Source organism: Nocardioides sp. (assembly GCF_964229035.1).
Lineage (GTDB): Bacteria > Actinomycetota > Actinomycetes > Propionibacteriales > Nocardioidaceae > Nocardioides.
In genome coordinates, this window is record NZ_CAXRAZ010000048.1 from 69,324 (window position 1) to 86,909 (window position 17,586).

The 17,586-nt window shown below is 71.8% G+C and carries 13 protein-coding genes; 6 read left to right on the forward strand and 7 right to left on the reverse strand.

The window, feature by feature from the left end; genetic code table 11:
• Positions 1 to 5 precede the first annotated feature (5 nt).
• A complete protein-coding gene (locus ACERUN_RS15125) occupies positions 6 to 1,553 on the forward strand; it encodes an AMP-binding protein (protein WP_370290860.1) in 1,548 nt (515 codons plus the stop codon).
• Between the two features lie 29 nt (positions 1,554 to 1,582).
• Here the strand turns inward: ACERUN_RS15125 and ACERUN_RS15130 are convergent, their stop codons facing one another.
• Positions 1,583 to 2,917 carry an MFS transporter gene (locus ACERUN_RS15130; protein WP_370290861.1) on the reverse strand — a complete coding sequence of 445 codons (1,335 nt, stop codon included), beginning with the start codon at positions 2,915 to 2,917 and terminating at the stop codon, positions 1,583 to 1,585.
• A 244-nt stretch (positions 2,918 to 3,161) separates the two neighbouring features.
• Here ACERUN_RS15130 and ACERUN_RS15135 point away from each other — a divergent pair, with 244 nt between their 5' ends.
• The 3 genes from ACERUN_RS15135 (at position 3,162) to ACERUN_RS15145 (ending at position 6,969) form a co-directional block, all read left to right on the forward strand.
• The gene (locus ACERUN_RS15135) at positions 3,162 to 3,995 is read left to right on the forward strand and encodes a response regulator transcription factor (protein WP_370290862.1); all 834 of its coding nucleotides are present in this window, start codon (positions 3,162 to 3,164) and stop codon (positions 3,993 to 3,995) included.
• A gap of 94 nt (positions 3,996 to 4,089) precedes the next feature.
• On the forward strand, positions 4,090 to 5,493 hold the full coding sequence (locus ACERUN_RS15140; protein ID WP_370290863.1) for a class II fumarate hydratase: 1,404 nt from the start codon (positions 4,090 to 4,092) through the stop codon (positions 5,491 to 5,493).
• A gap of 63 nt (positions 5,494 to 5,556) precedes the next feature.
• Positions 5,557 to 6,969 (forward strand): acyl-CoA synthetase, encoded by a 1,413-nt coding sequence (locus ACERUN_RS15145; protein WP_370290864.1) that lies wholly within the window; start codon positions 5,557 to 5,559, stop codon positions 6,967 to 6,969.
• A gap of 20 nt (positions 6,970 to 6,989) precedes the next feature.
• Here ACERUN_RS15145 and ACERUN_RS15150 read toward each other — a convergent pair whose 3' ends face one another.
• Positions 6,990 to 7,673 (reverse strand): TetR/AcrR family transcriptional regulator, encoded by a 684-nt coding sequence (locus ACERUN_RS15150; RefSeq protein WP_370290865.1) that lies wholly within the window; start codon positions 7,671 to 7,673, stop codon positions 6,990 to 6,992.
• Positions 7,674 to 7,759: 86 nt separating this feature from the next.
• Here ACERUN_RS15150 and ACERUN_RS15155 point away from each other — a divergent pair, with 86 nt between their 5' ends.
• Positions 7,760 to 9,331, forward strand: coding sequence for a M28 family peptidase (locus tag ACERUN_RS15155; RefSeq protein ID WP_370290866.1), 1,572 nt, complete (start codon positions 7,760 to 7,762; stop codon positions 9,329 to 9,331).
• Positions 9,328 to 10,506, forward strand: a complete 1,179-nt coding sequence (locus ACERUN_RS15160; RefSeq protein ID WP_370290867.1) for a lipase family protein — start codon at positions 9,328 to 9,330, stop codon at positions 10,504 to 10,506. The genes ACERUN_RS15155 and ACERUN_RS15160 overlap by 4 nt, the downstream gene beginning before the upstream one ends.
• A gap of 114 nt (positions 10,507 to 10,620) precedes the next feature.
• On the opposite strand, the gene ACERUN_RS15165 is transcribed toward ACERUN_RS15160, so the two are convergent.
• The 5 genes from ACERUN_RS15165 to fusA form a co-directional block, all read right to left on the reverse strand.
• The gene (locus ACERUN_RS15165) at positions 10,621 to 11,379 is read right to left on the reverse strand and encodes a lytic transglycosylase domain-containing protein (protein ID WP_370290868.1); all 759 of its coding nucleotides are present in this window, start codon (positions 11,377 to 11,379) and stop codon (positions 10,621 to 10,623) included.
• A 265-nt stretch (positions 11,380 to 11,644) separates the two neighbouring features.
• Positions 11,645 to 13,015, reverse strand: coding sequence for a PhoH family protein (locus ACERUN_RS15170; RefSeq protein ID WP_370290869.1), 1,371 nt, complete (start codon positions 13,013 to 13,015; stop codon positions 11,645 to 11,647).
• A gap of 196 nt (positions 13,016 to 13,211) precedes the next feature.
• Positions 13,212 to 13,958, reverse strand: coding sequence for a tRNA (guanosine(46)-N7)-methyltransferase TrmB (trmB, locus tag ACERUN_RS15175; protein ID WP_370290870.1), 747 nt, complete (start codon positions 13,956 to 13,958; stop codon positions 13,212 to 13,214).
• Positions 13,959 to 14,060: 102 nt separating this feature from the next.
• Positions 14,061 to 15,254, reverse strand: a complete 1,194-nt coding sequence (tuf, locus tag ACERUN_RS15180) for an elongation factor Tu (RefSeq protein ID WP_370290871.1) — start codon at positions 15,252 to 15,254, stop codon at positions 14,061 to 14,063.
• Between the two features lie 115 nt (positions 15,255 to 15,369).
• On the reverse strand, positions 15,370 to 17,493 hold the full coding sequence (gene fusA, locus ACERUN_RS15185) for an elongation factor G (RefSeq protein ID WP_370290872.1): 2,124 nt from the start codon (positions 17,491 to 17,493) through the stop codon (positions 15,370 to 15,372).
• Positions 17,494 to 17,586 lie beyond the last annotated feature (93 nt).

Below are 17,586 nucleotides of genomic sequence, written 5' to 3' on the forward strand. Positions count from 1 at the left end.
TCTCGATGACCCTCCAGCTCGATCCTGCACCCGCGATCGACAGCTGGCTCGCCACCTACGGCGACCCCGATGCCGACGCCGCCGCACTGGCCTGCGATCGACACGACCCCGCGTCGACGGCGTTCGTGGTCGTCGACGCCGAGTCCCGGGTGAGCCGGTTGACCTACGGTGAGCTCGCCGACCGCTCCCGTCGCATGGCAGCGGTGCTGCGCAGCCGCGGGGTCGGGAGGGGCGACCGGGTGCCCGTGCTCATGGGCAAGCGGCCGGAACTGCCCGTGACGCTCGTGGCGCTGTGGCGACTCGGCGCCGTCCACGTGCCCCTCTTCACCGCGTTCGAGGAAGGCGCGATCCTCGTGCGGGTGGAGGGGGCCGCGGCCCGACTCGTGGTCACCGAGCCCGACCAGCGCCACAAGCTCGCGGGCGTGCCCGCCATCGATGTGGTGGAGGTCGGGCCGGGGCTGAGCGAGGAGCTCGACGCCGCGCAGCCGCTGCTCGAGACCGTCGCCGTCGGCGGCGAGGGCGCCATCCTCCAGCTGTTCACCAGCGGCACGACCGGCAAGCCCAAGCCGGTGGTCGTGCCCTGCCGGGCCCTGGCCTCCTTCCACGCCTACCTGCACTACAGCCTCGACGTGAGCGAGGACGACGTCTTCTGGAACGCAGCGGACCCGGGCTGGGCCTACGGCCTCTACTACGGCCTCGCCGGCCCACTCGTCGCCGGGCGGCCCAACGTGCTGTGCGCGGCAGGGTTCTCACCGCAGTCGATGGTCGCCGTGATCGAATCGGTCGGGGTCACGAACTTCGCCGGCAGCCCGACGATGTACCGCGCGCTCAGCAAGGCCGACGTCGTCGAGCACCTGCCGCTGCGCTGCGCCTCCTCCGCCGGGGAGCCGCTCACCCCCGACGTGCTCGACTGGGCGGCGCGGGTGCTCGGCACCGAGGTGCGCGACCACTACGGGCAGACCGAGCTCGGGATGGTGATCTGCAACAGCTGGAACCCGGAGGTCGCGCGGCCGGTGAAGCCCGGCTCCATGGGCCTGCCGATGCCCGGCTACACGGCCGGCATCGTGGCGGGGCAGATCGCCATCGACGTGGCCGAGAGCCCGCTGCTGTGGTTCACCGGTTACGACGGGGAGCCCGAGAAGTCGGCGGAGCGCTTCACCGCCGACGGCGCCTGGTACCTCACCGCCGACACCGGCTCCCTGGACGACGACGGCTACTTCACCTTCGCCGCCCGTGACGACGACGTGATCCTTGCGGCCGGCTACCGCATCGGGCCCTTCGACATCGAGAGCGTCCTCATCACCCACGCCGCGGTGCTCGACGTCGCGGTCGTCGGACGCCCCGACCCCGAGGGGGTGCGCGGCGAGCAGGTGGAGGCGTTCGTGGTGCTGGCCGACGGCGCCGAGGACACGCCGCAGCTCCACGCCGAGCTCGTGGCGCTCGTCCGCGAGGGCTACTCGCGCCACGCCTACCCGCGGCGCATCCACGTCGTCGACGCACTGCCTAAGACGCCGAGCGGCAAGGTGCAGCGCTACCTGCTCCGGGCGCTCTGAAACCGGATCGACGCGAACAGCAGCGGGCCTCAGGTGCTGGGGACCAGTGGGGACGCCGGCGCCGAATCCGCGGCCGGCTCGGCCACGCCCTGGTCGTCGAGGGTGACGCGCTGGGCGGTCTCGCGGAGGAGCAGCGTGGACCCGATGCTGATGAGCGCCAGGACGGCGAGCATGACTCCGACCGCGATGCTGCCGTGGCGCTCGATGAGTCCCGGGGCGAGCAGCGGCGGCACAGCACCGCCGAGGACGCCGCCGAGGTTGTAGCCGGCTCCTGCGCCGGTGTAGCGGAAGCGGGTCTGGAACAGCTCGGGGAGGAAGGCGCCCACCGGCCCGAAGGCGATGCCGAAGATGCCGAGCGTGCCGATCACGCCCGCGCCGAAAGCGACCGCGCTCCCCGTGTCGAGCAGCGGGAAGAGGACCAGCGACCACCCCAGGGCCAGTGCACCGGAGAAGAGGATCACCCGTCGACGTCCGATCCGGTCCGACCACAGCCCACCGACGATCGTGGCGACGGCGAGCACGAGGGCGGCCACGATGCCGATGGCCAGCACCGTACGCCGGTCGAGGGCCGCGCCCTCGGGGTCGGTGCCGTAGGCGGTGAGGTAGGCGGTGCCCATGTAGAAGAACCCGAAGAGCACGCTCATCAGGCCGGCCGCGAGCAGCACCTCGCGCGACTGCACGCGCAGCACGTCGACGAACGGCAGGGAGCGGGAGGTCGTTCCCGCCTTCTGCTCGGCGCGGAAGACCGGCGTCTCCTCGATGCTCAGACGCATCCACAGCCCGACCACGACCAGCGCGCCACTCAGCACGAACGGGATCCGCCACCCGAACTGCAGGAAGGTCTCGTCGGTGGTGCCCAGGGCGACGTCGGAGATCAGGAAGGTGGCGCTGGAGAGCGCGAACGCGATCGCGGGGCCGAGCTGCGGGAACACCGCGTAGAAGCCGCGGCGCCCGGGCGGGGCGTGCTCGGCGGCGAGCAGGTTGGCACCGGCCCATTCCCCGCCCACCGCGAGGCCCTGCAGGAAGCGGAGGACGACCAGCAGGATCGGCGCGACCACTCCGATGGCCGCCGCCGCGGGCAGCAGGCCGATCAGCACGGTCGAGACGCCCATCAGCAGGAGCGTGGACACGAGGGTGCGCTTGCGGCCGATGCGATCGCCGAAGTGCCCGAACAGCACGGCCCCGAGGGGACGAGCACCGAAGGCGACCGCGAAGGTGGCGAACGAGGCGACCGTGCCGGCCGTGCTTCCCAGGGCCGGGAAGAAGATCGTCGGGAAGACGAGCGCGGCAGCCGTGCCGTAGATGAAGAAGTCGTAGTACTCGATCGTCGTGCCGATGCAGCTCGCCGTGGCGACGCGTCGCATCGACGGCTGCTTCCCCGGCGGCGTGGACCCGGACCTGCTGGTCATGTCTCCTCAGCTCTCCGCGTCGGGCGGGCGCCGACGCTGTCGCCGAGTGTGGGGACGCCGCCCGGGGCCGACCACCCCCCAAAGTGGGCCCCGTCACAGCGGTCGCGGCGACGGGGGCACCACCCACCTTCGAGGGTGGCGCCGCGGTAGGGAGTGCCTGCCATCATGCGCGTGTGACTCACGACACAGGAGGTGCGCGATGGCGGAGGTGGTGACGCCCGAGGCGGCGTTCGCGCGCGGGATCACCGAGCTGCGCCGGCTCACCGGGCTGCCCGTCGTCATGGGCGGACTGGTCACGAGCGAGCAGCACTTCACGATCACCGAGCTGCGCGGCGCCCGCACGAGCTCGCTGGCGAACCTGCGCGTGCGCCACGGCGAGGGTCTCGGCGGCAAGACACTGGCCTCGCGCCGTCCCGCCGCCGTGCGGGCCTACCCCCACTCGCGCTCCATCACCCACCGCTACGACCGGTGGGTCGCCCCCGAGGGCCTGCAGTCGGTGGCCAGCATCCCCGTCGGGCTCCCGGGTCGGGCTCCGTCGGCGATCGTCTACCTCTGCGAACGACGAGACGAGCCCCTCGGGCCGGCGGTGATCGACGCCGTGCGGCCCGCGCTCACCCGGCTGGCGGTCGACCTCAGTGCGGCGCTCACCGTGCAGGAGCAGCTGAGCGCCATGGCCGCACGCGCGTCCGCCCCCGAGCTCGAGCACGGCGACCTGCTCCGCGAGCTGCGCGACGTCGCCCGTCTCACGACCGACCCCAGCACCCGCCGCCAGCTCGAGACCGTGCTCGCACGACTCCACGGCGGCGCCGGCGCGGAGGCCGTCGCGACGCCGCGCCGGAGTCCGCTGACCCCGCGCGAGCAAGAGGTGCTCCGACTGATCGAGCAGGGAGCGACCAACCTCGAGATCGCGGAGCGGCTCGGCCTGGTCGAGAACACCGTGAAGTCGTACGTGAAGACCGCGATGGCCAAGCTCGGCGCCGACAACCGCTACAAGGCGGCGTTGCTGGCACGCACCGAGGGCTGGCTGCACTGACGGACCGGGCGGGTCGAGACCGGCCTCGCATTCCCACTCGTCGCGTGAGAAGTCAGACGCGGGTGGCAGCCTCGCGCGTGGCTACCGTGGAGACGTGAGCACCGAGCACGCCGTCCCCGAAGGTTTCCGCGTCGAGCACGACTCCATGGGCGAGGTCCTCGTGCCCGCCGAGGCGCTGTGGCGAGCGCAGACGCAGCGCGCGGTCGAAAACTTCCCGATCAGCGGCACCCCGATCGAGCCCGCCCTCGTCCACGCCCTCGGCGAGGTGAAGGCCGCGGCCGCCCGCGCCAACGCCGAGCTCGGCGTCCTGCCGCAGGAGCTCGCCACCGCCATCGTGGACGCCGCCCGCTCGATCGCCGCGGGCGAGCACGACCGCCAGTTCCCGATCGACGTCTTCCAGACCGGATCGGGCACGAGCTCGAACATGAACGCCAACGAGGTGATCGCCTCCCTGGCCGCGCGAGCGGGGGTCGAGGTGCACCCCAACGACCACGTGAACGCCAGCCAGTCGAGCAACGACACCTTCCCGACCGCCATCCACGTGGCGGCGACCCTGGCCGTCGTCCGCGACCTGCTGCCGGCGATCGACCGGCTCGGTTCCTCGCTCGAGGCGAAGTCGGCAGAGTTCGCGGGCCTGGTGAAGTCGGGGCGCACGCACCTGATGGACGCCACGCCGGTGACGCTGGGTCAGGAGTTCGGCGGCTACGCGGCCACCGTGCGCTACGGCGCCGAGCGGCTGGTCTCGGTGCTGCCGCGGGTGCGCGAGCTGCCGCTCGGCGGCACGGCCGTGGGCACGGGCATCAACACGCCTGCCGGGTTCGCCCGAGCCGCCATCGACGCGCTGGCGGCGTCCACCGGCGAACCCTTCGTCGAGGCCCGCAACCACTTCGAGGCCCAAGGCACGCGCGACTCGCTCGTCGAGCTCTCCGGCGCCCTGCGCACCCTCGCGGTGGGGCTGACCAAGATCTGCAACGACCTGCGCTGGATGGGCTCCGGCCCCACCACGGGCCTCGCCGAGATCCACCTGCCCGACCTGCAGCCCGGCTCGTCGATCATGCCCGGCAAGGTGAACCCGGTGCTGCCGGAGGCCACGCTCATGGTGTGCATGCAGGTGATCGGCAACGACGCCGCCGTCGCCGCCGCGGGCGCCTCGGGTGCCTTCGAGCTCAACGTGGCCATGCCCGTGCTGGCGCGCAACGTGCTCGAGTCGACCCGGCTGCTGGCCGCCGCGATGCGCACGCTGGCCGAGCGCTGCGTCGACGGCATCACCGCCGACGCCGGGCGGATGCGCCGCTACGCCGAGTCGTCGCCGTCGGTGGTCACCCCCCTCAACCGCTTCATCGGCTACGAGGCCGCGGCGACGGTGGCCAAGAAGGCCCTCGCCGACGGCGCCACCATCCGCGAGACCGTGCTGGCCCTCGGTTTCGTCGAGCGCGGCGAGCTCACCCTCGAGCAGCTGGACGCCGCCCTCGACGTCGAGGCGATGACCCGCCCCTGATCCCGCCCGGCGCTACCCAGGCGTCGCGAGACGCCTGCCGCCGATGCGCGAGGATGGGTCCCGATGAGCGAGATCCTCACCGCCCTGCTCGAGGGCACCGCGCGCACCGTCACCGTCGATGGCGTTGAGCTCGCACCTGAGGCCCTGCTCGGCGCGGCCAGCGACCTCGCCCGTCGCCTGCCCACGAGCGCGCCCGTCGCCGTGCACGCCACCGCGTCGATCGACACGGTCGTCGCGGTGGTGGGCGGCCTGCTCGCCGGCGTGCCCGTCGTCCCCGTGCCGGCGGATGCGGGCGAGGCCGAACGCGCGCACGTACTGAGCGACTCGGGCGCGACCTGCTGGGCGGGAGCCGCACCGGCCGACCCCGCCGCCCTGCCGCACGTGGCGGTCGACCTCGACGCTCACGCCGGCCCACCCACAGCCACCCCGAGCGCGGACGACGTCGCGCTCATCCTCTACACCTCCGGCACCACCGGTGCGCCGAAGGGCGTGCTCCTCCCCCACCGCGCGATCGCCGCGGGCCTCGACGCACTCGCCGAGGCCTGGTCCTGGACGCGCGAGGACACCCTCGCCCACGGCCTGCCGCTCTACCACGTGCACGGGCTGGTGCTCGGTGTCCTCGGGCCGCTGCGGCTCGGCAGTGCCCTCGTGCACACCGGTCGCCCCACTCCCGACCGCTACGCCGACGCCGCTCGGGCTGGCGCCACCCTGTTCTTCGGCGTGCCCACCGTGTGGAGCCGCGTCGCCGCCAACGAGGACGACGCCCGCGCGCTCGCCTCGGCCCGCCTCCTCGTCTCCGGCAGCGCAGCCCTCCCGGCACCGGTGTTCCAGCGACTGCGCGAGCTCACCGGCCACGAGGTGGCCGAGCGCTACGGCATGAGCGAGACGCTCATCACCGTGGCCGCGCGCGCCGACGGCCCGCGGCTGCCGGGCGTGGTGGGCGTGCCCGTGCGCGGTGTCGAGACCCGGCTGCGGGGCGACGACGGAGCTCCGGTGCCCCGCGACGGCGAGGGCGTCGGCAACCTGGAGGTGCGCGGCCCGACCCTCTTCGCCGGCTACCTCGGGCGGCCCGAGGCGACGGCGGAGTGCTGGACCGACGACGGCTGGTTCCGCACCGGCGACGTCGCCACGATCGACGCTGCCGGGCTGCACCGCATCGTCGGCCGCGCCTCGGTCGACCTCATCAAGTCCGGCGGCTACCGCATCGGCGCGGGCGAGGTCGAGGCCTCGCTGCTCGGGCACCCGGCCGTGGCGGAGTGCGCAGTCGTGGGCCTGCCGGACGCCGACCTCGGGCAGCGCGTGGTGGCGTTCGTCGTCCTCGAGGAGGGGGTGGACGCCGCACCCGCGCTGGCCGACGAGCTGATCGCCCACGTGCGCGCGGAGCTGGCCGCCCACAAGCGACCGCGCGAGGTCCGCTTCGTCGCCGGCCTCCCGCGCAACGCGATGGGCAAGGTGCAGAAGGGTCAGCTGGGCTGACATCCGCAGCTCGAGGGCGCTCAGTCGCCGAAGAGCCGCGTCACCCAGTCCACCGCATCCCCCTGGACGACGCGCAGCCGCGCCCGCGTGGCCTCGTCGTCGGCGGGTTCGACGTCGAGGGCGTCCGAGGCCGCCTGCCGGGAGCCGTAGACACCGGTCAGGTACGCCGCCGCGGGGATGCGATCGCCCGCCATGGGGTCCCACTCCAGGTGCTTGGTGCGTAGCAGGTCGGCGAGACCGGTCAGCGCCGCGCGGCGCCGGGCGCGGGCCGGCCTGCCCATGGCGTCCATCTCCACCTGGAAGGCCCGCGCCACGACGAGGTCGGAGGCGAGGGTCTCGAAGTAGGCGCCGATGACCTCCTCCACGTACGCCCCCCAGGTGCTGCCCGCGCCGGAGACGCCGACGAGGCGGGCGAGCAGCACGTCGATGAACCGGTCGTAGGCGGTGAACAGCATCTGGTCGCGGTCGGCGAAGTTCTCGTAGAAGGCGGTGAGCGAGACGCCTGCACGCACGCACACGTCGCGGGCGGCGGTGCCGCGGTAGCCGTGGGCGGCGAGGAGCTCCACGGCGGCGATCATCACCCGCTCGCGCTGGATGGCGACCACCTCCTCGCGAGGCAGTCGGTGCTTGCCGCGGGGCAGCGCCCCCGGATGGGTGAAGAAGACGCCGTCGCGGATCGAGGGGATCGGGGCGGCGGGCGGCACGCCGCCATCATGCCGCAGCCTCTGGCGCCCTTCGCACCGCATGAAGTACGTTCTCGTACCTCAGTGATTCCGAGTCAGGAGCCCCCATGCTCAGAAGCATCCGGACGACGGGCCGCCGCGGGCGCCGCGTCGTCCTCACCGCGGCCGTGGCGATGTCCGTCCTCCTCCCCGCGCTCGCCCGCCCGACCGCGGACGCAGCGCCATCGGCGCCTCCCACCCGCCCGGAGCTCGCCTCCACCGAGCAGATCATGAGCACCGTGCGCGACCTCGTCGGCTTCGCGCCGCGCAGCACCGGCTCCGTCGGCGGCCTGCGGGCGGCCGAGTACGTGGCCGATCGGTTCCGCAGGGCAGGGCTCACCGACGTCCACTACGAGACCGCCACCGCCTACGACTGGAACGCCACCGGCGCCTCGCTTGAGGTCGGTGGGCGCGTGATCGACTCCTTCCCGATCACGCACTCGTTCATCGCGGGCGCCGACATCCCCAGCACCCGCACCCTCGGCCCCGACGGCGCCACCGCTCCGGTCGTCGACATCGGGGCCGGTGGCGTCGGCAACGCCGACGTGAAGGGCAAGTGGGTGCTCTTCGACCTGAAGTTCCGGCTGCCGCTCGCCGCGCTGATCCCCCTCATGACCTTCTTCTGGGACCCGCAGCTCACCCTGCTCGACCCGGCCACCCTGCTGAGCGCCAACCCCTACATCACCAACCAGGCGTCGGTGGTCAAGGCCGCCCAGGCCAAGGGAGCCCTCGGCGTGATCGGGGTGCTCAGCGACTACTTCGACTCCAACCGCTACCGCAACGAGTTCTACCGCCGCTCCCCCATGACCGTGCCCGGCGTGTGGGTCACCAAGAAGGAGGGCGCCCTGCTGCGCCAGCGGCTGCAGACGACGCCCGTCGCCACGATGCGGATGACCGTGGAGCGCAAGGCGGTTACGGCCCGCACGGTCGTCGGCTTCCTGGAGGGCCGCACGAAGGACACCGTGATGGTGCAGTCGCACCACGACTCCCAGGGCCCGGGCGCGGTGGAGGACGGCACCGGCACGGCCGAGGTGATCGCGCTGGCCGACTACTACGGCGCGAAGGCCCGGCAGCCCGGGTACCGACCGCGCGAGAAGACGCTGATGTTCACCACCTTCGACACCCACTTCACCGGATACCAGCAGCACACCGCCTTCGCGAAGAAGTACGTGGTCGAGAAGCGCACGCCCTACCGGATCGTCGCCAACACCACGATCGAGCACGTCGGCAAGCGGGCCGTGATCGGCAAGGACGGCAGCCTGCAGACCCTGGAGCGCACCGAACCGCGCGGCATCTTCGAGAACCTCAACCTGCCCCTGAAGCTCGCTCTCGCCCGAGCGCTCGTGCGCAACGACCTGCGCTCCACCGCGGTGCTCAACGGCACCCTGCCGGCCTTCCTGGGCGGCATCCCGACCGATGCGTCGTTCGCCCTCATCACCGGGATCCCCGTGGTCAGCCTGATCGCCGGCCCGCTCTACATGTACGACGACGCCGACACTCTCGACAAGGTCGACCAGGCGCAGCTGCGACCGGTCGCCACCTTCTTCGCCGACGTGCTCGACGCCATCGAGAGGACGCCGAGCGCCGCGATCGGACTCGGCCCCCTGCTCTCGCCCGACCCGGCCAGGGCGCTCGGATGAACCGCCGCGGCACCGCGCTCGCGCTCGCCCTCGCCTCGATCGCCGCGGTGGGCCTCCCCGCCGCGGCGCCGGCCGTCGCGCGCGACGGCGCACGCCCCGGAGCGGTGCTCGCCACCGGCCCGGCCGGTGTCACCAGCCAGGTGGCGGGCGCGTCGCGCTCGATCGTCATCACCTACGAGACGACGACCAGCGCGGGCGAGCCCGTGCCGGCCACCGGCCTGCTGCTGGTGCCTGCGGGCCCGGCCCCGGCCGACGGGTGGCCGCTGGTGGTCTACGGGCACATGACGACGGGGGCCGCCGACCGCTGCGCCCCCACGCAGGGCGTCCCCGGCCACAGCGAGCTGCGGCGGATGCAGCAAGGCGACGATCTCGCGCGGAGTCTGCTGGCGGCGGGCGTGGCCGTCGCTCGGCCGGACTACGAGGGGTTGGGCACCCCGGGCGGCCACCCCTACCTGCAGGGAGGCTCGCTCGGACGCTCGATGATCGACATGGTGCGAGCCACCAGGGACCTCATCCCCCTCAACGGCCGCTGGATCGCCTCCGGCCACTCCGAGGGTGGGGTGGCCGCCCTCAACGTCGCCGACGTCCGCCAGGCCTCCGTGCCCGGCATGGAGCTGCGCGGCGTCCAGTCGATCACGCCGGTCACGCAGATGGACGTCTTGATCCGCCTGTTCCGGCGCCTGCCCGTCGCGTTGCCGCCGGTCACCGGCGGCCTGGTGGCCCTGGCCGCGCTGATCCTCAAGGGCCAGGCGACCGAGGATCCCGCGCTCGAGACCCTGGCCTTAAACGGGGGCCTGAGCCCGCACGCCAGAGCGCTGTGGGGCGACCTCGAGACGCGATGCCTCAACGAGCTCTCCCGCACCGACTCGTGGGGCGGCCTGCCGCCCGCCGCGGTGCTCGGCCCGCGCGGTGAGGAGTTCCTCGCCCGCGCCCTCGCGAAGCTGGACGCCGACGACGTGCGCCGCCTGCGCCTGCAGCCGGTGCCCGTGCGCATCGACGAGGGTCTGCTCGACGCGGTCGCCCCCTTCCCACTCACCGAGCAGCTCGTGCGGACCTACCGCCGCCAGGGCGTCGCGGTGACCCACGCGCGCTGGCTCGCCGACCACTCGACGACGAACTCGGCCGCCTTCTCCGTGCCTCCCGCGACCCGCTGGATCCTGGCGCGCCTGCGCTGAGGGCGACTGCGCGCGGCAGCGTGTCGCCCCGCGCCGACGGCGCGTCGGCCGGGAGTCCGGGCCCGGAGGGTTCGGGCGAGCGGCCGACAGGGCGACACGCTCGCGCCAAACAGATCAGTACCAGCCGCGGGCCTGCGAGTGGCCCCAGGCGCCGCAGGGGCTGCCGTAGCGGTCGCGGATGTAGCCGAGGCCCCACTTGATCTGGGTGGCGGGGTTGGTGGCCCAGTCGGCGCCGGCCGAGCTCATCTTGGAGCCCGGCAGGGCCTGGGGGATGCCGTAGGCGCTGGAGCTGGGGTTGTCGGCGTTGACGCGCCAGTTCGACTCGCGGGTCCACAGCGAGTCGAGGCAGCCGAACTGGTCGGAGGAGAAGCCGAACTCTCCGAGCAGGGCGCGGGCGATGTCCTTGGGGTCGGACTGCGACAGGGTGCGCTCGTCGGTGAAGGCGGCGGCCTTCGACTCGGCGAGGGCGGCGAGTTTGCGGGGATCGGCCTCGCCGCGGCGGTCGGAGCGGGAGACGATCGGCTCGCGGCTCGGCGTCGAGTCGGCTGAACCTGCGGTGTCGGCGTCGTCCACGACCTCGACGGGCTCGGCGGAGGCACCCGGGCTCGAGGACGTCTCGCCACCACCCGGCGTGGCAGCGGCGATGGAGCCGGCGACGACGAGCGCGTCGGGGTCGGGGCGGGTGGCGTCGGTGGCGACGGCCGACCCGGCGTCCTGACCGGCGAGGCCGGCGGCGACCGAGACTCCCGTGACGGCCACGGCCACCGAGGAGAGGATCACGACGTTGCGGGCTGCTTTGCGCGGGGCCTCGGCGATGTGAGCGTGCTTCGGGGCTCCACGGTGCTTCGGCGCCGGCTTGGCGTGCTTCGGCAAGGGTCTCATCCCGGGTGTCGACGTCAGGTCAGGTCACCGTGGCGGGGCTGGAGCGGCGTCACTTCCCGGGCGACCGCTGACCACCATGCCTGAGGCGGGAAGGCCATGCAAACCGAACCGCACAACTCGCACCAGATCACACGCCTCATCGGTCACACGGGTCACGTTGGCCTCATCAGCGCCGTCGGCCCCACGCACCGCCGCCCGCCCCGCGAGAGGCGGGGCGGGCGGCAGGATTCGTGCGTCGGGTCGCGATCGGTCAGCGTCAGAGGACGACGCTCTCCAGCATCTCCGTGACGAGCGCGGCGATGGGCGAACGCTCGGAGCGGGTGAGGGTGACGTGGGCGAATAGCGGGTGCCCCTTGAGCTTCTCGACCACCGCCACGATGCCGTCGTGGCGGCCCACCCGCAGGTTGTCGCGCTGCGCGACGTCGTGGGTGAGCACGACCTTCGAGTTGGCGCCGATGCGCGAGAGCACCGTGAGCAGCACGTTGCGCTCGAGCGACTGCGCCTCGTCGACGATCACGAAGGAGTCGTGCAGCGAGCGGCCGCGGATGTGGGTGAGCGGCAGCACCTCGAGCATGCCGCGGTCGAGAATCTCGTCGACGACGTCGGTGGAGGTGAGCGCGCCGAGGGTGTCGAACACGGCCTGCCCCCAGGGCGACATCTTCTCCGACTCCGAGCCGGGCAGGTAGCCGAGCTCCTGGCCGCCCACGGCGAACAGCGGACGGAACACCACGACCTTCTTGTGCTGCTGGCGCTCCATCACCGCCTCGAGGCCGGCGCACAGGGCCAGCGCGGACTTGCCGGTGCCCGCCCGACCGCCGAGCGAGACGATGCCGACCTCCGGGTCGAGCAGCAGGTCGAGAGCGATGCGCTGCTCGGCGCTGCGACCGTGGATGCCGAAGGCGTCGCGGTCGCCGCGCACGAGGTGCACCTGCTTGTCGGGCCCGACCCGGCCGAGGGCGGTGCCGCGGTCGGAGAGCAGCACGAGGCCGGTGTGGCACGGGAGCTCGCGGGCCTCGGCGAGATCGAGGGTGCCGTCGTCGTAGAGCTCGTCGAGCGCGGCTGCGCCGACCTCGAGCTCGGCCATGCCGGTGTAGCCGACCTCGGAGTCGCTGATCGCCTCCCCCCGGTACTCCTCGGCCTCGAGGCCCACGGCCGAGGCCTTGATGCGCATCGGGAGATCCTTCGACACCAGGACGACGTCGTGGCCCTCGTCGGCGAGGTTGCGCGCCACCGCGAGGATGCGGGTGTCGTTGTCGCCGAGCCGGAACCCCGACGGCAGCGAGGAGGCGTCGGTGTGGTTGAGCTCGACGCGCACGGTGCCGCCGTCCTCACCCACGGGGACGGGCGTGTCGAGGCGACCGTGGCTGACGCGCAGCTCGTCGAGGCTGCGCAGGGCGCTGCGCGCGAAGTAGCCGAGCTCGGGGTGGTGCCGCTTGCCCTCGAGCTCGGTGATCACGACGACCGGCAGCACGACCTCGTGCTCGGCGAAGCGCTTGAGCGCCGCCGGATCGGCCAGCAGGACGCTGGTGTCGAGCACGTAGGTGCGTCGCGGAGTCGCGGAGGAACCGACCTGGTCGGCGCCCTCGGGGCGGGACTGCGCGCTGACGTTCGCTTCGGTGGTGGCCACTTGTTCACCTCACCGGGCCGCGCGCATCCGAGCCGGATGCCCCCGGCCCTATCCCTGGATGACGGACCGGGTTGCGCTCTCGTGGATGTGCACGCGATGCCTCCCGATGCAGCCGGCTTCCCCACCGGCCACTGAGCGCGAAACTACGCCTGCCCCGTGGCCGCGCGGGGCGCCACGCCGCAGCGCGACGTTAATGTCAGGTGACGCGTTCGTAGCGCAGGTCGGTGATGGTGCGGTCCTTGGCCAGGCCCTTGCGCTCGAACTTGGTCACCGGCCGCTCCTCCCAGCGCTCGACGATGCCGCCGACGAGCTGTGGCTCGGCGTCGAGCACCTCGCGCATCTGCTCGGCGTACTCGGCCCAGTCGGTGGCTAGGCGCCACGACGCCCCCGGCGCGAGGCGCGAGGCGATGAGGGCGGCGTTGGCCGCGGTGACCAGGCGCCGCTTGTGGTGGCGCTTCTTGTGCCAGGGGTCGGGGAAGAAGGTCCACAGCTCGCTGATGCTGGCGGGGGCGAGCAGGTGCTCGAAGGTCCACACGGCGTCGACGGTGCTGAAGCGGACGTTGGCGGCTCCGGCCGCGGCGACGCGGGCCATGCTCTCGGCCACGCCCGGCAGCCAGACCTCGAGCGAGAGCACGTTCACCTCCGGACGACGCGCCGCCAGCGCCGCGGTGGCCTCGCCGACGCCGCCGCCGATCTCGACGACCAGCGGCGCCTCGCGCCCGAACCACCCGGCGAACTCGAAGCCCGGCTCCTCCACGGCGTCCTCGGGGATCAGCCACGCGTCGGCGTGGGCGTCCCACGCGGCCTGCAGCTTGGGCGTGAGTCGGCTGCCGCGCCGCTGGTAGGTGAGCACCTCGCGGCGGGTGCGACCGTCGTCCATGAGCTCGCGGTGGGGGCGGGCGGGACGGGTCGCGGCGACCTCGACATCGGGCTGCTCGGGCATCCGCCCATTCTCCCGAGAGCGGCCTCGGTGGGCGAAATGCACGAGGGCCCCACCGCTCGATGAGCGGTGGGGCCCTCGCTGGGGATCAGCGGTGACGCGAGGTCACTTGGTGATCTTGGTGACCCGGCCGGCGCCGACGGTGCGGCCACCCTCACGGATCGCGAACTTCAGGCCCTCGTCCATGGCGATGGGCTGGATCAGCTCGACGACCATGTCGGTGTTGTCACCGGGCATGACCATCTCGGTGCCCTCGGGAAGGGTCACGACGCCGGTCACGTCCGTGGTCCGGAAGTAGAACTGCGGGCGGTAGTTGTTGAAGAACGGCGTGTGACGGCCACCCTCCTCCTTCGAGAGGATGTAGACGCTCGCCTCGAAGTTGGTGTGCGGGGTGGTGGTGCCGGGCTTCACGACGACCATGCCGCGCTCGACGTCCTCGCGCTTGGTGCCGCGCAGGAGCAGACCGACGTTCTCACCGGCCTGGCCCTCGTCGAGGAGCTTGCGGAACATCTCGACACCGGTGACGGTGGTCTTGATGGCGGTGTCGCGGATGCCGATGATCTCGACCTCCTCGTTCACCTTCACGATGCCGCGCTCGATACGGCCGGTGATGACCGTGCCGCGACCGGTGATGGTGAAGACGTCCTCGACGGGCATGAGGAACGGCTTGTCGACCTCACGCTCGGGCTGCGGGATGTAGGAGTCCACGGCGTCCATGAGCTCGACGACCGAGGCGCCCCACTTCTCGTCGCCGTTCAGCGCCGGGAAAGCGGCCACGCGGACCACGGGGACGTCGTCGCCCGGGAACTCGTACTCGGAGAGGAGCTCGCGCACCTCCATCTCGACGAGCTCGATGAGCTCCTCGTCGTCGACCATGTCGCACTTGTTGAGCGCGACGACCAGGGCGGGCACACCGACCTGGCGGGCGAGCAGCACGTGCTCGCGGGTCTGCGGCATCGGGCCGTCGGTCGCGGCGACCACCAGGATCGCGCCGTCCATCTGGGCGGCACCGGTGATCATGTTCTTGATGTAGTCGGCGTGACCGGGGCAGTCGACGTGGGCGTAGTGGCGCTGCTCGGTCTGGTACTCGATGTGGGCGATCGAGATCGTGATGCCGCGCTGACGCTCCTCGGGAGCCTTGTCGATCTGGTCGAACGGCGAGGCCTCGTTGAGGTCGGGGTGCTTGTCGTGCAGGACCTTCGAGATCGCTGCAGTCAGCGTGGTCTTGCCGTGGTCGATGTGACCGATCGTGCCGATGTTGACGTGCGGCTTGGTCCGCTCGAACTTCGCCTTAGCCACGGGGGCTCCTCCTGGTTGGTTTCTTACTTGACTCGTACAAAGTGGGTGGTGCGCCGAGGGAACCCGGCGAGTCCCCGATCACTCGGGGCGCACGGGGGCGGAGCCCCCGGACGTGTTACTCGCCGCGCGCCTTCTTGACGATCTCGTCGGCGATGTTCGTGGGAACCTCGGCGTACGAGTCGAACTCCATCGAGTACGAGGCCTGGCCGGAGGTCTTGGACCTCAGGTCGCCAACGTACCCGAACATCTCGGACAGCGGCACGAGGGCCGACACGACGATGTCGCCGTGACGCTCCTCCTGTGCGCGGATCTGGCCGCGACGGCTGTTGATGTCGCCGATGACCGTGCCCAGGAAGTTCTCGGGCGTGGTCACCTCGACGGCGAACATCGGCTCGAGCAGCACCGGGCGGGCCTGGCGCGCGGCCTCCTTGAACGCCTGGATGCTGGCGATCTTGAAGGCGAGCTCGGAGGAGTCGACGTCGTGGTAGGCGCCGTCCTCGAGCGAGTACTTCACGTCGACCATCGGGTAGCCGGCGAGGACGCCGAACTCCATGGCCTCCTGGCCGCCGTTGTCGACCGAGGGGATGTACTCGCGGGGGACGCGACCGCCGGTGACGGTGTTGACGAACTCGTAGCCCGCACCGAGACCGGTCTCGGGGTCGGTGTTCGGCTCCAGCGAGATGATCACCTTCGCGAACTGACCCGAACCACCGGTCTGCTTCTTGTGGGTGTAGCTGTGGTTCGCGACCTTGGCGCGGATGGTCTCGCGGTACGCGACCTGCGGCTTGCCGACGGTGGCCTCGACCTTGAACTCGCGCTTCATGCGGTCGACGAGGATCTCGAGGTGGAGCTCGCCCATGCCGGAGATGATGGTCTGGCCGGTCTCCTCGTCGGTCTTGACGACGAAGGTGGGGTCCTCCTCGGCGAGGCGGCCGATGGCGACGCCCAGCTTCTCCTGGTCGGCCTTGGTCTTGGGCTCGATGGCGACCGAGATCACCGGGGCCGGGAAGGTCATCGACTCCAGGACGACGGGCTTCGCGGCGTCCGAGAGGGTGTGACCCGTGCGGGTGTCCTTGAGGCCCATGACGGCGACGATCTGGCCGGCGCCGACCGAGGCGATCTCCTCACGCTTGTTGGCGTGCATCTGGTAGACCTTGCCGATGCGCTCCTTGCGGCCGTTGCTCGTGTTGAGCACGGTGCCGCCGGCCTCGAGCTTGCCCGAGTAGACGCGCACGAAGGTCAGCTTGCCCAGGTGCGGGTCAGCCGCGATCTTGAACGCCAGCGCGGCCAGCGGCTCGTCGGCCGAGGGCTTGCGGGCGATCTCGTTCTCGGGGGTCTCCTCCGCGTTCGGCTTGTGGCCGATGATCGCGTCCACGTCGAGCGGGGAGGGCAGGTAGTCGATGATCGCGTCGAGCAGGGGCTGGACGCCCTTGTTCTTGAACGCGGTGCCGGTGAGGATCGGGTTCACCTTGTCGGCCAGCGTGGCGCGACGGATGGCGGCCTTCAGCGTCGGGACGTCGAAGGTGTCGCCGTCCTCGAGGTAGACCTCCATGATCTCGTCGTCGGCCTCGGCGAGGGTCTCGACGAACTTCTCGCGCCACTCCGCGGCCTTGTCGGCCATGTCGGCGGGGATCTCCTCGACGACGTAGTCCTCGCCCTGGGCGGTCTCGCCGCGCCAGACCTTGGCGTTCATCTCGACGAGGTCGACGACACCGATGAAGTCGCCCTCGGCGCCGATCGGCAGCTGCAGCACCAGCGGGGTGGAGTTCAGCTTGGCGACGATCGAGTCGACGACGCGGTAGAAGTCGGCGCCGGTGCGGTCGAGCTTGTTGACGAAGCACATGCGGGGCACGGAGTACTTGTTGGCCTGGCGCCAGACCGTCATCGTCTGCGGCTCCACGCCGGCGACACCGTCGAAGACCGCGACGGCGCCGACGAGGACGCGCAGCGAGCGCTCGACCTCGACGGTGAAGTCGACGTGCCCGGGGGTGTCGCTGATGTTGATCTGGTGCTTCTTCCACCAGCAGGTCGTCGCGGCGGACGTGATCGTGATGCCGCGCTCCTGCTCCTGCTCCATCCAGTCCATGGTGGCCGCACCGTCGTGGACCTCACCGATCTTGTAGGAGATACCGGTGTAGAACAGGATGCGCTCGGTGGTGGTGGTCTTGCCGGCGTCGATGTGCGCCATGATGCCGATGTTGCGGACGATGTTCAGGTCCGTCGTGATGTCGACTGCCACGTGAGTCAGCGTTCCTTAATGGTGGGGATGGAGCCGGTGGCCGGCGTGGAGCCCCAGACCGAGACCGTGTGGCGTCAGGCCAACAAGTACCGC

Bases quoted from the DNA above. Each gene is read 5' to 3' on its own strand.
- ACERUN_RS15125 (WP_370290860.1), top strand. From the start codon at position 6: ATGACCCTCCAGCTCGATCCTGCACCCGCGATCGACAGCTGGCTCGCC.
- ACERUN_RS15130 (WP_370290861.1), bottom strand. From the start codon at position 2,917: ATGCGACGCGTCGCCACGGCGAGCTGCATCGGCACGACGATCGAGTAC.
- ACERUN_RS15135 (WP_370290862.1), top strand. From the start codon at position 3,162: ATGGCGGAGGTGGTGACGCCCGAGGCGGCGTTCGCGCGCGGGATCACC.
- ACERUN_RS15145 (WP_370290864.1), top strand. From the start codon at position 5,557: ATGAGCGAGATCCTCACCGCCCTGCTCGAGGGCACCGCGCGCACCGTC.
- ACERUN_RS15155 (WP_370290866.1), top strand. From the start codon at position 7,760: ATGCTCAGAAGCATCCGGACGACGGGCCGCCGCGGGCGCCGCGTCGTC.
- ACERUN_RS15160 (WP_370290867.1), top strand. From the start codon at position 9,328: ATGAACCGCCGCGGCACCGCGCTCGCGCTCGCCCTCGCCTCGATCGCC.
- trmB (WP_370290870.1), bottom strand. From the start codon at position 13,958: ATGCCCGAGCAGCCCGATGTCGAGGTCGCCGCGACCCGTCCCGCCCGC.